Raw genomic sequence first — 14,085 nt, forward strand, 5'->3', positions numbered from 1 at the left:
CCGCATGATCTTGGCGCTCGTCGCCAATTCTCGGACCGTGCGGTGTGACCGGGTGTCCCGGGCGATCCTGAGCGCCTCCACGCCGCTCTCCAGCGCTGCTTCGGGGAGACCCGCGCGTGCTGCGACGGCTGTCCTGCGGGCGAGGTGCAGGCCGCGTTCGCGGTGGAAGGACCGGGGCCACTGGCTCATGACGTGGTCGTACTCGGCGAGGGCGCGTTGGTGGTCGCCGAGGGTGCCGTAGACGGCCGCGCGCTGCACTGACACGTAACCGGGTGTGCAGTAGCTCGCCAACGAGTACGGGTCGAGCGTCGATGTGGTGGCCTCGGAGAGGGCCTGCGCACGGTCGATGTAGGTCATGGCCGTGTGCTCGTGGCCGTCCAGCGCGCTTGCGTGCGCGGCCTGCTGGTGGATGGCCGCACGTACCTGTGGGCTGGATACCTTGGCTTCGTAACGGATGGACGCCTGGGCGAGCGTGACCGCTCGGGCGCGTTCTCCGAGGAATTGGGCCTGCTGACTCATCCGCATGAGGACGTAAGCCGCGATGGTGGCGCTGCCGGATCGCCGACCTGCTCCCCCGCTGACCGGACCAGGTCACCGGGGCCGAGAAGGCTGTCCGCCGACACCAGGGCGTCCCGGAGCGAGACGAAGTGGTCGATGATCTCGGGATCCACCGAGGCACGGCTGATAGACCGCGAGGACGGGAAACCCGGGAGGGAGGAGGCCGCCAACCCGGCCAGGGCTCCCATGAATTCACGCCGCTCCACGCTGTCCCCTCCGGACGAGTCTTCGGCGCGCTTGGCGAGGCGACGCCGCGCTTTGGCGACGGCGACCGCCCGTGCGAGCACTTCCACCGGAATTCCGAAGCTGCTCTCGCAGTGCTGCTGCCAGCAGGGCGTCACCAGGCGCTTCTCGGATTCCCAGCGGGACACCTCGTTCCGGGTGACCGCACGGCCGGCACGTACGGACAGGTCATCGGCCTGCTCGCTCTGCGAGCGGCCGGTCTCCTCGCGGAGGTGGCGCAGGAGCGCGCCGATGCTCGTCGGCCCGCGCATGTCGCCATCCTGACTGGTGAAGAGGTGGAACGTCACCATTGTGGCCACCTCTCCTGGCCCCTCTCCGGCCATATGGCCCCTCCGGCGGCGACTCCGCCCGATCGGTCTGACGGCGACCCTGATCTCGGCGCCGGCGCCGGGTGATCAGCCAGGAAGTGCCCCCGGACCTGCGTCATCCCCTGGCGCCGGTAGTCGCTCATCGAGGCCGTAGGACGAGGAGGCGGACGACTGTGCCAGTCGAGCCGAAGCCGTACACCGTCAGGCTCCGCGCCGAGACCTTCGCGAAAGCGGCGCAGCTCGCCGGATTCAGCTCCGACTACCGCCTGCCCGGCGCGATGGGGCTCAACCGCTCAACCGTCACGCGGGTCAGGAGCGGTGCGCTCCAGCCCGGTCCCGCGTTCATCGGCGGCGCGCTGACCGCGCTGGCGCCGATGCGGTTCGAGGACCTGTTCGAAGTCGCACCCGAGTTCCGACGGACCGGCCTCGACATTCCCCAGCAGGAAGAGAGGACCGACCGTGCCGAAAGCCACCCAGGAGATCACCGACCCGATGACGGCCGCACTGGTGTACGCCGGGATGGGCTGGCCGGTAATACCCGGAGCGGTGTGGCGGAACGGCAAGTTCGTCGACCCGGCGTCGGGTGAGCCTGCGGACAAGATCGTGTTGCGGCCGATCGACACCGCGACCATCGGTGAAACCCGGGCGATGTGGCTGGTCACGCCCGAAGATTCCCGTTGAGGACCGAGAGCGCGGAGGAGGCGCGGACGGTCTTCGAGATCGGCTCCCGCCCCAGGGGCGTGAGAGTGCACCTCGTGTGGCTGGACGACTCTGCCTGAAGCCACCGGCGGTCTGCCCGCGCAGCAGGAGGTGCCTCCGATCGGGGCCACCTCCTTCAGCTCACAGGCGTGGCTGCGCGAGATGCCGAACGCGCTCGCCGCCTTCGCCACGTTCACTGTCGCGGGCCAGCGCCTGACCTCAGCGGGTGTCGGGCAACGTGGAGCCGGCGGAGCTGTTCCAGGGTGACGGACCAGTCGCTGTCGCCGAGCACATCACCCGACTGCTGTCACAGCAGATCCAGGCCGAGGAGAAGCCGGCGGTCGGCGAGGGGTGCGAGAACAGCGGCTACGTCGTCGTGGACGAGGTTGGCAGGCTTTCCAAGCGAGCCGGCGTGAAGCGGATCGTCCATCTCCACAGCAGGACCGAGGCGCTCCGCAAGCTCTACGGCTGAGCAGCAGTACGAGCGTTCGTGTGAAGATGTGAGGCAGCAGCCCCTCCACACAACAAATCAGGACCCTGTTCCGTTAACCGGAACAAGGCCCTGACCTGGACTAACCATGGCGCGCTCGGCAGGATTCGAACCTGCAACCTTCTGATCCGTAGTCAGATGCTCTATCCGTTGAGCTACGAGCGCATCGTTCTTCAGTTGTCACCCGGCCGAAGCCAGGTGTTGCGGAGGCTCCGGGATTTGAACCCGGGATGGGGGTGAACCCAAACCGCATTAGCAGTGCGGCGCCATAGACCAGACTAGGCGAAGCCTCCCGGAGCCCTCGGCTACGACGCATAGATTACACATGCCCCCGACCGGTTAGCAAAACGCCCCCCTCCCTGCCGCGTTTCCGCAGGTCAGAGCAGGCCTATGGCAGGAGGGGGCGTTCACCTGCGGTTCAGCCGGCGGGTGGGGAGGCCAGGTCCAGGAAAGGTCGGAGGGAGTCCGGGTTGCGCAGGGCGTCCAGGCTCACCGCCCGCTCGGGCGGGGTGCCGGCCAGGATCTTCTTGACCGGGACCTCGCACTTCTTGCCGTTCAGGGTCCTGGGGATCTCTTCGACCACGATGAAGCTGTTGGGCACGTGGCGCGGTGACAGGTTGGTCCTCAGCTCGGCGCGCAGGGTCGGTTCGAGCTCTGTGAAGTTCGTCTCCCCGTCGAGGACCAGGAAGCAGAGGAGTTCGCCGTCGGTGCGGCCGGCGCCGGAGGTGTCGATCACCAGTGAGTCGAGGACTCCCGGTGTGCTCTCCACCACGCGGTAGAACTCGCTGGTGCCCATGCGGACCCCGCCCCGGTTCAGGGTGGAGTCGCTGCGGCCGTAGATGACCGCCGAGCCCCGTTCCGTGATGCGGATCCAGTCGCCGTGCCGCCAGACGCCCTCGAAGGTCGAGAAGTAGGCGTCGTGGAGCTTGGCGCCGTCCTCGTCGCCCCAGAAGAACACCGGCATGGACGGCATGGGCTTGGTGATCACCAGTTCGCCCACCTCGTCGACGACCGGCTCGCCCTCCTCGGAGTAGGCCGCGACGGCCGCGCCCAGGGCCCGGCAGGACAGCTCGCCCAGCCAGACCGGCACGTCGGGGGCCGCCGCCACGAACGCCGTGCACAGGTCGGTCCCGCCGGAGACCGAGGCGATCTGGACGTCCCGGCCGACCGCGTCGGCGATCCACCTGAAGCCCTCGGGCGTGAGGGGCGCGCCGGTGGAGCCCACGGTCCTCAGGGAGGACAGGTCGTGCGCCGCCGCCGGGTTCAGGCCCTCCTTGAGGCACGACTGGATGTACGGGGCCGACGTGCCGAAGTACGTCACCCGGTGCTTTTCGGCCAGCCCCCACAGCACGTCGAGGTCGGGGTGCGCGGGGCTGCCGTCGAACAGCACGACCGTCGAGCCGACCAGCAGGCCGGAGACGAGGTAGTTCCACATCATCCAGCCGGTGGTGGTGAACCAGAAGAACCGGTCCCCCGGGCCCAGGTCGCTGTGCAGGGCCAGCATCTTCAGGTGCTCCAGCACGATGCCGCCGTGCCCCTGGACGATGCCCTTGGGCAGCCCCGTCGTGCCCGACGAGTACAGCACCCACAGCGGGTGGTCGAACGGCACCGGGTCGAAGGCCAACTCGGCGCCGTCGTGGTCGGCGAGCAGGGAGTCCCACGTCACCGCGCCGGGCAGGGGGGCGCCGCCGACGTAGTCGACCACGACCGTGGCGCGCAGGGACGGGATCGCCGCCCTCAGCTGCTCCACCACCGGCCGCACGTCGAACGCCCGCCCGTTGTACCGGTAGCCGTCGACCGCGACGAGGACCTTGGGCTCGACCTGGGCGAACCGGTCGGTCACCGCCCGGACGCCGAAGTCCGGCGAGCACGACGACCAGGTCGCGCCCAGCGACGCCGCCGCCAGGAACGCGATCAGCGCCTCCGGCGAGTTGGGCACGAGCGCCACCACGCGGTCGCCCACGCCGACCCCGAGCGACGCGAACCCGGCCCGCACGGCCGCCACGCGCCGCCTCAGCTCACCGTGGGTCAGCTCGACCGTCAGGCCGTCCTCCCGGTGGAAGACGACCGCCAGGGCGTCCTCAGGTCCGCGCAGGGCGTGTTCGGCGTAGTTCAGGGTCGCGCCGGGGAACCAGGTCGCGCCGGGCATCGCCTCGTCCGGCAGCACCCGGTCGCACCCGCGGTGGAACAGCACCCCGAAGAACTCGGCGACGGCGCCCCAGAAACCCTCCAGGTCGGAGGTGGACCACTGCCGCAGCGACTCGTAGTCGGGCAGGTCCAGGCCGTGGCGCTCGGCCACGGCGGCGCGGAACGCGGTCATCCGGCTCGCCGCGACCCGGTCGGGATCCGGGCGCCACAGGACTTCCGCCTCGCCGGCGGCGGCGCCGGCACGCATCTCGGTCATACCTGGAGTTCCTAGCCGAAGAACCGCCGCGGAACCACAGGGCGCGTCCACACACCGGATCAGTTCCGGCCGGCGCCCACCACCAGTCGCTCGACCGCGGAGATCAGCCTGGGCGCGTCGGTGGGCGCCACCACGAGCCACCCGTCGTCGCGGCGCACCAGGTAGCGGCCCTCGGCGGTGTCCAGCCACGACACCACCGCGCCGGTCGGGTGCAGGTAGCCGGCCCGGTTGCGGGCGATCACGCCGACCTGCCCGCCGCCGCTGCGCGTGGTCACCGCGCGCATCAGGGTGTTCGCCTCCGGCTCGCGCAGGCCGACGCCGCGCAGCACGTCCAGGAAGCCCTCCGAGCCGTCGGCCTCGCCGGCCCGGCCCGCGGCCAGGTAGTCGTCCCACCGCACGTTCACCGACCGGCCGCCGCCGGGCGGGGCGGGCGGCAGGGTGTTGACCGTGGTGGCGGCGAGCGCGGTCGACCGGAACCCGGTGACCTGCACCTGGTCGCCGAGCCGCCCCGCGAACGCGCCGTGCCACGCGGCGGTGGCCAGGCCGCGCGCCTGGGCGCCGCGCAGGGTGAAGAAGACCTCCAGGCCCACCTCGAACTCCGCCAGGCCGCGCAGCAGCCCGTACAGGTCGCCGTCGGGCCGCCGCACCGTGCCCAGACCCCGGGCCGCGAGCTCGCGGGACGCCCTCTCGACGAGCCGCTCGCGCTCCGCCCGCGTGTGCCCGAAGTGCCGGGTGCCGAGCGGCACGGGGTGGGCGTCGCCGTGGACGGACCACCAGAGCAGGAAGAACTCCAGTTCGCTGAGCCGGAAGACGCGCTGGGTCACAGCCCGATCACCGGTGGTGCGGCCTTGCGGTCGGCGGCGAACACGTTGTCGTCGTCTTCGAGGTAGCCGGGGCGGTTGCGGTCCCGGTCGTCATTCGCGCCCGCGGCGACGGGCGGCGGCGCGGCGATCGGCGCGGCGCCGATCATGCCCGCCTGCGGCGTCACCGACTTCGGCGCCTGGAACTGGCTGGTCACGCCGCCCGGGTTGGCGGGGCCGCCGCGGTCGCCGAGCGCGCCGCTGACCGCGCCGGGGCTGCCCAGGGCGGTGCCGCCACCGCCACCGCTGCCACCTGCGACCACGGACGCGGGCACGCCGCCGCGACCGCCGTACCCGCCCCGGCCGGCCGCGAAGCCGCCGCGGCCGGACTGCGCGGGCGCGCCGCCGGGCCGCTGGTTGGCCTGCTGCTGTTGCTGCTGCTGGGACCCCGGGGTGTTGTTGTTCACCACCACCGGGTGGCCGTCCGCGCCCGTGGTCGGCGCCGTGGTCGACGGGATCGTCGTCACCGCGGGCGGCGTGGGCGGCGCGACCGGGTTGGTCGGCGGGCTGAACGACGGCACGGTCCGGTCGACCGCGTAGGAGTTCTGCTGGAACATCGCCATGACCTCGGCGGCCTGGCGGTGCGTCGCGTCGGCGACCACCACGGACTCGATCGCGGGGCCGGCGATGGTGTCGATGCCGGTGAACGCGCCGGTCCCCGCCGTGGCCGCGTGGTGCCCGGTCGTGGTCGCGTGGTGCCCGGCCACGATCCCGGCCCGGCCCCTGTCGACGGGGGTCGGCGCGTCGTACCCCGCGCTGCCGAAGTCCGCGGACGAGACCAGCGGCGACCGGGGCGTGGCGGCGACCGGCGTCGACGCGGTCGGCACGCCGACGACCGGGTTGACCACCGGCGGCGCGGGCGCGGGCGGCGGCATCATCTCGCGCGCCGTCTGCACGTGCTCGATCTCGGTGGCGATGCACTTGGCCACGTTCTCGGCGTGCTCGCTCGTGTGGAGCGCCCACTTCTCCACCGACTCCAGCGCCTCGCGGGCGCGGTCGGCCGTGCCGCCCTCCCACGCCTGGGAGGAGCGGTTGATCGCGGTGGCCAGCAGGTCGCGCACCTCGTTGAGCGCCTGGCCCACGGCGGTCCAGTCGGACTGGGCGGTGCCGGCGGCCCTGAGGTCGACGCCGGTGTTGATCATGTTCCACAGCTGCTGGTGGGAGTAGATCATCCAGTCGACGGGGTCGCCGAGGTTGCTGGGCTTGTCGTGGTCGCCGTTGTCGTGGCCGCCGTTGTTGTTGTTGCCCATCAGCCCTTGGCCTCCCCAGCGGAACCGAAGGTGTCGGCCGCGTCGTCGTCGGCTTCCTGGAGGTTGCGCGCGGCCCTGCGGATGGTCTCCTCGACCTCGAACAGCACCTGCATGAAGTCGCCGATCACGTTGACCGCCGACGACTCGTCGCCGACCGCGACCTCGCGCAGCCTGCGGCTGATCGCCTCGCTCACCCAGTTGTTGCCGAACTTCAGCTCGATGTCGAGGTCGCTGACCGCCTTGGTGTGCACGGTGTCGACCAGGGCGCGCGCCTGCGAGACCAGCTTGAGCAGGTCCTCGATGCCCTGCCGGTCGAGGTCCAGCTGCACGGCCTGCTTGTCCACCGCGTCCAGCGCGGTGTTGGCCTTGTCGAGGTCGGTCTTGGCCGCCTCGGCGAAGGTGCCCGTGGGCACGGGGGTGGCCGGGTCCGTCGTCGCGGGCGCCGGCGCGGCGGGCCCGGAGGTCACCGGCTCGGAGGTCACCGGTCCCGAGGTCACCGGCTCAGGGGTCACCGGCTCAGGGGTCACCGGCTCAGGGGTCACCGGCTCAGGGGTCACCGGCTCAGGGGTCACCGGCTCAGGGGTCACCGGCTCGGCCGCCGCGGGTCCGGCGGGCGTCGGTCCGGCGGGCGTCGGTTCAGCGGCGGCGGGCGGCACGGCGGGCGCGGGCGCGGCGTGCCCAGCGGGCACGGGCGGCGCGACCACGGCGGGCGCGGCCACCGCGGGCTCGACCACAGCAGGCGCGGCCACCGCGGGCTCAGGCGTCACCGGGGTGGTCACCGCGGGTTCGGGCGCGGCCGGGGTGCTCGCCGCGGGCGCGGGCGCGGCCGGCGCGGTGGCACCCGGCGCGTTCAGGAACGGCGCGGGCAGCGTCACGGTCGTCGCACCGGTCGGATCGGGCGCCGGAGCGGGTGGTGGTGCGACAGGTTGAGGCACGGCGGCGGGCTGCCCCGCCGCGGACGGCGTGAAACCAGCCGGGACCTGCACCGTGGGTGCTCCAGCCATCAGCGGAACCGTGTTCCCGTCGCTCATCACTTACCCCCTGCACTGCGATTCGCAGCAGCCGCTCCGCGCGTTAGCCGGCCGCGACCGAATCAGGCGTTCCGGACGCTCCCCTTAGATGTACCGGGAAGCCCGTCCGGTTCCAAGCCTCCGACAAGAGGCTTAGCGAAGATGCGAATCGAACCAGTTCAAGGCCCGCTGCCAGGCCTCCGGGCTGACGTCCGGGTCGGCGCCCGAGCGGTTCCCGGCGCGCGCGAACCCGACCACGTCGGTGGCCACCGGCGCGGCGGCCGCCGCGTCGCGCAGCTTCTCCACGTCGCCGACCGGGATGTCCGGGTCGTCGTCGCCGTAGAGCCCCAGCCACGGGCAGGTCAGCTCCTCCGCGACCGCCACCAGCGACGGCAGCCCCTCCGCCAGCGGTTCGACGATCCCGCCGCCGCCCACGGTGACCGCGGCCCCGATGGTTCGGCTTCCCGCAACCACCATCGCGACCGTCCCGCCGAGGTCGAACCCCATGACGCCCACGCGGTCCCGCCCCACGCCGCGCTGCTCCAACCAGACGAACGCCACGTCCGTGTCGGCCAGCACGTCCTCACCCGACAGGCCGCTCACCACCGCGGGCGCGTCCTCGCCGGACACCTCGTCGTACAGGTGCGGCGCCACCGCGAGCCACCCCTCGGCGGCGAGCCCACCCACCAGACCGCGGACGGTGTCGGTCACGCCCCGCGCCTCGTGGAGCACGACCAGGCCGCCGCGGACGGCGTTCTCCGGCTCGGCGACGGTCAGCGTCAGCTCGCGGCCGTCGGTGAGGGAGATCGTCTCGGTGCGGGTAGGTGTCATGGCCCAACCCTTCCACGAGGGGGTGAACGCCAGTCAACGTGAGCAACCAGACGACAGGTGTGCCCGTTCGGCGCAACCAGGGGATAACGTCCAGCTCAGAATCCCGAAGGGAGCCCTTGGATGACCGTGCGAACCCGTGCCGACCTCGGTGCCCTGCCCAGCTACGTGCCCGGCAGGACCGTGCCCGGCGCCGTCAAGCTGGCCAGCAACGAGGTGTCGGCCGGACCGCTGCCCAGCGTGGTCCGGGCGATCGCGGACGCGGCCACCGCCGTGAACCGCTACCCCGACACCGCCGCCACCGACCTGGTGGCGCGCCTGGGCGACAAGTTGGGCGTGCCCACCGGCCAGCTCGCCGTCGGCTGCGGCTCGGTGACCCTGTGCCAGCAGCTCGTGCAGGCCACCTGCACCGAGGCCGACGAGGTGGTGTTCGCGTGGCGCTCGTTCGAGGCGTACCCGATCATCACCGCGGTGGTCGGCGCGCGGCAGGCGAAGGTGCCGCTGACCGCGGGCCACGGCCTCGACCTCGACGCCATGGCGGACGCGGTCACCGACCGGACGCGGCTGGTGTTCGTGTGCAACCCGAACAACCCCACCGGCACCGCGCTCACGACCGCCGAGCTGGAGCGGTTCGTCGACCGCGTGCCCGCCGACGTGCTGGTCGTGGTCGACGAGGCCTACAAGGAGTTCGTCGACGACCCCGACGTGCCGGACGGCGTGGAGTTCGCCAAGGCCCAGTGGGCGGCCGGGCGGGACAACGTGGCCGTGCTGCGCACCTTCTCCAAGGCCTACGGGCTGGCCGGGCTGCGCGTCGGCTACGCGGTGGCCTCGCCCGAGGTGGCCGAGGCGCTGCGCAAGGTCTACGTGCCGTTCAGCGTGAACGCGCTGGCGCAGGTCGCGGCGCTGGCCTCGCTGGACGCCGAGGACGAGCTGATGGCGCGCTGCCGCGCGGTGGTGGCCGAGCGGGCGCGGGTGCGGTCGGAGCTGCTGGCCGCCGGGTTCGAGGTGCCGGTGTCGCAGGCGAACTTCGTGTGGCTGCCGCTGGGCGAGCGGACCGCGGCGTTCAACGAGCACTGCCTGGCGCACAAGGTGGTCGTGCGGGCGTTCGCCGGCGACGGCGCGCGCGTGACGGTCGGCGAGGTCGAGGAGAACGAGGCGTTCCTGGCGGCGGCCCGGTCGTTCACCGGGTGAGCAGCTGGACGATGGCCACGACTCCCACCACCACGATGACCGCGCGCAGCGCGGCCGGTGGGAGTCGGCGGCCGACCTTGGCGCCGATCTGGCCGCCGACCACCGAGCCGACGGCGAGCAGCAGCACGGCGAGCCACGCCACGTCCGCGATGAAGATGAACAGCACGCCCGCGACCAGGTTCACGAACGCGGTCAGCACGTTCTTCAGGGCGTTCATCCGCTGGATGTGCTCGTCCATCAGGACGCCCATCAGGCCCATCACCAGCACGCCCTGGGCCGCGCCGAAGTAGCCGCCGTAGATGCCCGCGAGGAAGACGCCGACCCACAGCGCGAGGCCGCCGTGCTCCTGGCGCTCGCGCTCGGCCAGCTTCCGGTTGAGCCACGGCTGGAACACCACCAGCACCAGCGCGATCGCGATCAGCACCGGGACGATCGCGGAGAACGCGTCCTCCGGCAGCACCACCAGCAGGACCGCGCCGAGCACGCCGCCGAGCACCGAGGCGGGCAGCAGCCGCTTGACCCGGCCCGCCTGCCCGGACAGCTCGCGCCGGTAGCCCCACGCGCCGCTGAGCGAGCCGGGCACCAGGCCGAGGCTGTTGGAGACGTTCGCCACCACGGGCGGGTAGCCGACCGCGAGCAGCACCGGGAACGTCACCAGGGTGCCGGAGCCGACCACGGTGTTGATGCCGCCGGCGAAGACGCCGGCCAGGACGACGAGGACCGCCTCCAGCGTCGTCACCGCTGCTCCCCCCGTCGCGCGTTCGGTCCGATCAGCGGACGCTAACACCGCGTCGGGCGGAGCGCGGTGTGGCGCTACCTACACCGCGTGCCGCGTGGCTCGGACAATCGCCGGTCACGCGCCCGCACGTGCGGGAGGCACCGGTGGGGCGCGGCCCGGGCCACGCCCCACCGGTGTGTCAGGCCGCGCGCCTGCCGAGCACGCGCGTGCCCAGGCCGAGCGCCAGGACCAGCAGGCCGAGCAGTCCCAGGCCGAGCACGCTCGCGCCGGTCGAGGCCAGCGCCACCGGACCGCCCGCCGAGCCGCCGCCCGTCGAACCGCCGCCCGTCGAGTCACCTCCGGTCGAGCCGCCGCCGGTCGAACCGCCGCCGGTCGAACCGCCGCCGGTCGAGCCGCCGCCGGTCGAACCGCCGTCAGGCGCGCCCCCGGCGGGCGGCCCACCCGGCGCGGGGTCCGGGCGGACGAGGTCCGGGTCGGCGACCTCCGGGCCGGGCACGACGAACACCACCTCCGGTGACAGTTCGCCGCGCACCGCCTCGAACAGCGGCCCCGGCCCGCCGAGGACGACCTCCCACGGCCCGACCACGACCGGCGTGTAAGCGCCGACCGGCAGGTCCGGGAACGTGAACGAGCCGTCCCGACCCGTGGTGGTGCGGGCCACCGGCGCCCCGGTGGCCGGGTCGAGCAGCACCAGCTTCACGTCGGGCACCACCACCTGCGGGTACGTGTCGCGCACCTCGACGCGACCGGTCGTGGTCCACGTCGCGCCCGGCACCTTCGCCTCGGCCCGCGCGAGCGGGCTGCCCTCCCACACCCCGCCGTCATAGGCGTCCAGGGGGCCGAACGAGCACGCGGCGGTGACGCGCCCGTGGTCGGCGGCCGACGCCGGCATGTCCGCGGTCACCGCGCCGGACCAGGTCGCGCCGGCCGCGAGCGGCAGGCCCTCGTGCAGCGGGCCCCACTGCGGACCGCCGAGGACGCCGTGCCCCCGGCCCGCGTCGTCGCAGTTCACGTGCACGGTCAGGTCGCGGCCGGTGTCGTTGGTCAGCGACACGGTCAGGCCCGGCCGGTCGGTCGGCAGGTAGGAGGCCTCGGCGAACTCCATCCGCACGTCCAGCGTCTCCCGCATCGACCGGATCAGCGGGATCTCCAGGACCGTCCCGCCGTCGCCGACGACCCGGGTGTTGGCGTAGTGGTCGAACGCCTCGACCCAGCCGTCGTGGGCGCCGGACGTCCGGTAGACGCCCGCGGGCAGGTCCTCGGCGGAGGCCCGGCCGTTCGCGCCGGTCACGACGTCGGCCTCGGTGTGCGGCACGCCGCCGGCGAGGTGGACGCGGGTGCCCGGCAGCTCCTCGCCGGTGTCGGCCACGCCGTCGGCGTCGGCGTCGGCGAACGCCAGGACCTCGACGTCGCCGCGCTCGACCGTCACGTCGGCGGAGAGGTCGACGGGCACCTGGACGGTGCCGCCGATCCTGCCCTTGAGCCGGACCTTGCCGTCGTACCCCCAGGTGGGCGCCCGGCCGACCAGCTCGATCTCGTACGTCTCGCCCGGCCACAGCTCCAGCCGCTCGACGCCGCTGTCGTACGGGGACAGCGCGCGCCACTGGGCGGGGTCGTGCTCCAGGGCGGACCGGGCCCACTCCGGCTGGAACACCAGCGCCATGCCCGAGTTGGCGCCCGCGTTGGTGAGCCGGACCTTCACCCGCACCGGGTCGTTGATGTCGTAGGTGGTCCTGTCGAACGCGATCTCCGCGTCCAGCCGGTAGTCCGGCCGCGGCAGCTCGACGAGCGGGCCGGGCACGGCGACGAACTCCACGTCCGTCGTGCCGCCCGCGGTGACCTCGGCGGTGAACCAGCCGTCGCCGGTCGCGCGGTCCCGGTACGGGCCGGCCAGGAGGAAGCGGTGCTCGCCCCGCTCGATCCGGGGGAAGGTGAACCGGCCGTCCGCCTCGGTCAGGGCCGACCGCGAGGTCAGCCTGGTGCGCGCGTCGTACACCGAGATCCACGCGCCGGCCAGCGGCACGGGCGCGCCGTCGCCGGAGTCGAACAGCAGGGTGCCCCGCAGGTCGCCGTAGTTGTCGTCGACGTCGGCGTGGTCCGACCCGCCGACGTAGCCGCTGGTGCTGCGGCCCGCGTTGCCGAAGTGGCACGAGATGGACAGCTCGCCCTTGGCGACCGCGCCCGCCGGGACGGCCTCGGTGAGGGCGAACACCCTGGTCTCACCGGCGGCCAGCGTGACGCCCGGCCCGTCCGGGTCCAGCGGCGCCCACTCGGGGCCGGTCGGCACGATCCGGCCGTCCTCCCCGTCGCCGGAGCACACCGCGACCACGTTGGCCAGCGGGACCGCGCCGGAGTTGGTGAGGGCGACCCGGATGCCGACCGGGTCCGCGCCCAGGTAGGAGTCGCGGTCGAACTCGACGAGGCTCCTCAGGACGTGGTCCACCGTCGGGACGACCGGCAGCTCCAGGCTCAGGGCCTCGCCCGAGCGCACGGTGAAGCTCGCGGCGCGGGGCGCCACGACGAGGCGGTCCGGGTAGGTGTCGACGGAGATCTGGTAGGCGCCGGGTTGGACGTGGTCGAACGTGAACCGCCCGGTCGAGTCGGTGGCGCCGCCCAGCCCGCTCTGCGACCCGGCGGTGCGGGCGGTGACCGTCCTGTTCGCCAGGCCCTCGCCCTCGTCGAACCGGCCGTTGCCGTTGGCGTCGCGGTAGGCGACCCCCTTCACGGAGCCCGACCGCGGCAGGCGCGCCGTGTCCGAGGCGGAGTTGTCGTTCGGGGTGGGGTCGAAGCTCGGGCTGCTCTGCGGGCCGACGTGGGCGCCCACGGTCAGGTACACCGAGTCGGCGATCAGGTGCCGCGACCGGCCGACCAGGTCGTAGGTCCTGCCCTCACCGGGCGCCAGGGTCGGGCCGGGCACGCGCCCCAGCTCCAGCCCGCCGACCCCGAAGTCGACGGAGCCGTTGACGGTGAAGCGGACGTCCTCCGCGGGCGCGTCGCCCTTGTTCCGCACGGTGATCGTGACGCCGATGTCGTCCGTGACCGCGTACTCCTCGCGGTCGAAGGCGACGGTGAGGGCCAGGTCCGGGAGGTTGGCCGGTGGGAGGGCCTGGGCGGCGGGCCGCTCCTCGACGGGAGCCGCGCCCCGCTCGGCGGTCTTCCCGGTGAGCGGCTGGTCCGGCACGCCGGGGTCGGTCGGGCCGGGGTCGGTCGGGCTGGTGGTCGGCGTCTCCACCGGGGTTTCCGCCGGCGTCCCGGTCGGGGACGGCGCCTCGGTCGGGGTGGTGGTCGGCGTGGTGGTCGCGACCGCCGGCGGCTCGGTCTCCTGGGCGTGCGCCACCGGACCGCTCAGCGCGACGGCCAGGGCCACCAGGCCCGCGGTGGCCGCGCGCAGGGTGCGTCTCGCGCCGTTCGGGCGCGCGACATCGTTGTAGGACAAGGTTCCCCCCTTGCAGGTATGGCCCGCAAGCTACCGGGAGGCCCTTCGGGACCAGGGGGGATTTTCCGA

General features: G+C 73.2%; 11 protein-coding genes, 2 tRNA genes and 1 pseudogene. 2 read left to right on the top strand and 12 right to left on the bottom strand.

Going from position 1 to position 14,085, the window contains the following annotated elements; all coding sequences use genetic code 11:
* Window positions 1–51: 51 nt before the first annotated feature.
* From ABD223_RS43830 to ABD223_RS03145, 3 genes and pseudogenes are all read right to left on the bottom strand, one after another.
* Window positions 52–525, bottom strand: a pseudogene (locus ABD223_RS43830) (NsdA family TPR-like regulatory protein); the annotation flags it as partial.
* Window positions 516–1,091 (bottom strand): helix-turn-helix domain-containing protein, encoded by a 576-nt coding sequence (locus ABD223_RS03140; protein WP_344034283.1) that lies wholly within the window; start codon window positions 1,089–1,091, stop codon window positions 516–518. The pseudogene ABD223_RS43830 and the gene ABD223_RS03140, both read right to left, overlap by 10 nt.
* A gap of 311 nt (window positions 1,092–1,402) precedes the next feature.
* Window positions 1,403–1,771 (bottom strand): hypothetical protein, encoded by a 369-nt coding sequence (locus tag ABD223_RS03145; protein ID WP_344034284.1) that lies wholly within the window; start codon window positions 1,769–1,771, stop codon window positions 1,403–1,405.
* A gap of 263 nt (window positions 1,772–2,034) precedes the next feature.
* Between ABD223_RS03145 and ABD223_RS03150 the strand changes: the two genes are divergently transcribed.
* Complete coding sequence (locus ABD223_RS03150; RefSeq protein WP_344034285.1) at window positions 2,035–2,280, top strand: hypothetical protein; 246 nt, start codon at window positions 2,035–2,037, stop codon at window positions 2,278–2,280.
* Between the two features lie 107 nt (window positions 2,281–2,387).
* Here ABD223_RS03150 and ABD223_RS03155 read toward each other — a convergent pair.
* From ABD223_RS03155 to ABD223_RS03185, 7 genes are all read right to left on the bottom strand, one after another.
* Window positions 2,388–2,463, bottom strand: a tRNA-Arg gene (locus ABD223_RS03155).
* 39 nt (window positions 2,464–2,502) lie between these two features.
* Window positions 2,503–2,591, bottom strand: a tRNA-Ser gene (locus tag ABD223_RS03160).
* A gap of 125 nt (window positions 2,592–2,716) precedes the next feature.
* Window positions 2,717–4,702: an acetoacetate--CoA ligase gene (locus tag ABD223_RS03165; RefSeq protein ID WP_344034287.1), complete on the bottom strand. Its 1,986-nt coding sequence runs from the start codon at window positions 4,700–4,702 to the stop codon at window positions 2,717–2,719.
* A 59-nt stretch (window positions 4,703–4,761) separates the two neighbouring features.
* Entirely contained in the window at window positions 4,762–5,526 is a 765-nt protein-coding gene (locus ABD223_RS03170) for an ESX secretion-associated protein EspG (RefSeq protein WP_344034288.1), read from the bottom strand.
* Window positions 5,523–6,812 (bottom strand): PPE domain-containing protein, encoded by a 1,290-nt coding sequence (locus ABD223_RS03175; protein WP_344034289.1) that lies wholly within the window; start codon window positions 6,810–6,812, stop codon window positions 5,523–5,525. The genes ABD223_RS03170 and ABD223_RS03175 overlap by 4 nt, the downstream gene beginning before the upstream one ends.
* The gene (locus tag ABD223_RS03180; RefSeq protein ID WP_344034290.1) at window positions 6,812–7,687 is read right to left on the bottom strand and encodes a hypothetical protein; all 876 of its coding nucleotides are present in this window, start codon (window positions 7,685–7,687) and stop codon (window positions 6,812–6,814) included. Before ABD223_RS03180 ends, ABD223_RS03175 begins: the two co-directional genes overlap by 1 nt.
* 288 nt (window positions 7,688–7,975) lie before the next feature.
* Entirely contained in the window at window positions 7,976–8,653 is a 678-nt protein-coding gene (locus ABD223_RS03185; RefSeq protein WP_344034291.1) for a dienelactone hydrolase family protein, read from the bottom strand.
* 120 nt (window positions 8,654–8,773) lie between these two features.
* On the opposite strand from ABD223_RS03185, the gene hisC reads away from it, so the two are divergent.
* Complete coding sequence (hisC, locus tag ABD223_RS03190; protein WP_344034292.1) at window positions 8,774–9,841, top strand: histidinol-phosphate transaminase; 1,068 nt, start codon at window positions 8,774–8,776, stop codon at window positions 9,839–9,841.
* Here the strand turns inward: hisC and ABD223_RS03195 are convergent.
* Entirely contained in the window at window positions 9,831–10,580 is a 750-nt protein-coding gene (locus ABD223_RS03195) for a sulfite exporter TauE/SafE family protein (RefSeq protein ID WP_344034293.1), read from the bottom strand. The genes hisC and ABD223_RS03195 overlap by 11 nt on opposite strands.
* 178 nt (window positions 10,581–10,758) lie before the next feature.
* The gene (locus ABD223_RS03200; protein ID WP_344034294.1) at window positions 10,759–14,016 is read right to left on the bottom strand and encodes an SdrD B-like domain-containing protein; all 3,258 of its coding nucleotides are present in this window, start codon (window positions 14,014–14,016) and stop codon (window positions 10,759–10,761) included.
* Between the last annotated feature and the right edge of the window lie 69 nt (window positions 14,017–14,085).

Origin of the sequence: Saccharothrix xinjiangensis (assembly GCF_039527585.1) — a bacterium.
Taxonomy (GTDB): domain Bacteria; phylum Actinomycetota; class Actinomycetes; order Mycobacteriales; family Pseudonocardiaceae; genus Actinosynnema; species Actinosynnema xinjiangensis.

Excerpts from the sequence above, each read along its gene's own strand:
- ABD223_RS03140 (WP_344034283.1), bottom strand. The coding sequence starts at position 1,091 with ATGGTGACGTTCCACCTCTTCACCAGTCAGGATGGCGACATGCGCGGG.
- ABD223_RS03175 (WP_344034289.1), bottom strand. The coding sequence starts at position 6,812 with ATGGGCAACAACAACAACGGCGGCCACGACAACGGCGACCACGACAAG.
- hisC (WP_344034292.1), top strand. The coding sequence starts at position 8,774 with ATGACCGTGCGAACCCGTGCCGACCTCGGTGCCCTGCCCAGCTACGTG.
- ABD223_RS03185 (WP_344034291.1), bottom strand. The coding sequence starts at position 8,653 with ATGACACCTACCCGCACCGAGACGATCTCCCTCACCGACGGCCGCGAG.
- ABD223_RS03165 (WP_344034287.1), bottom strand. The coding sequence starts at position 4,702 with ATGACCGAGATGCGTGCCGGCGCCGCCGCCGGCGAGGCGGAAGTCCTG.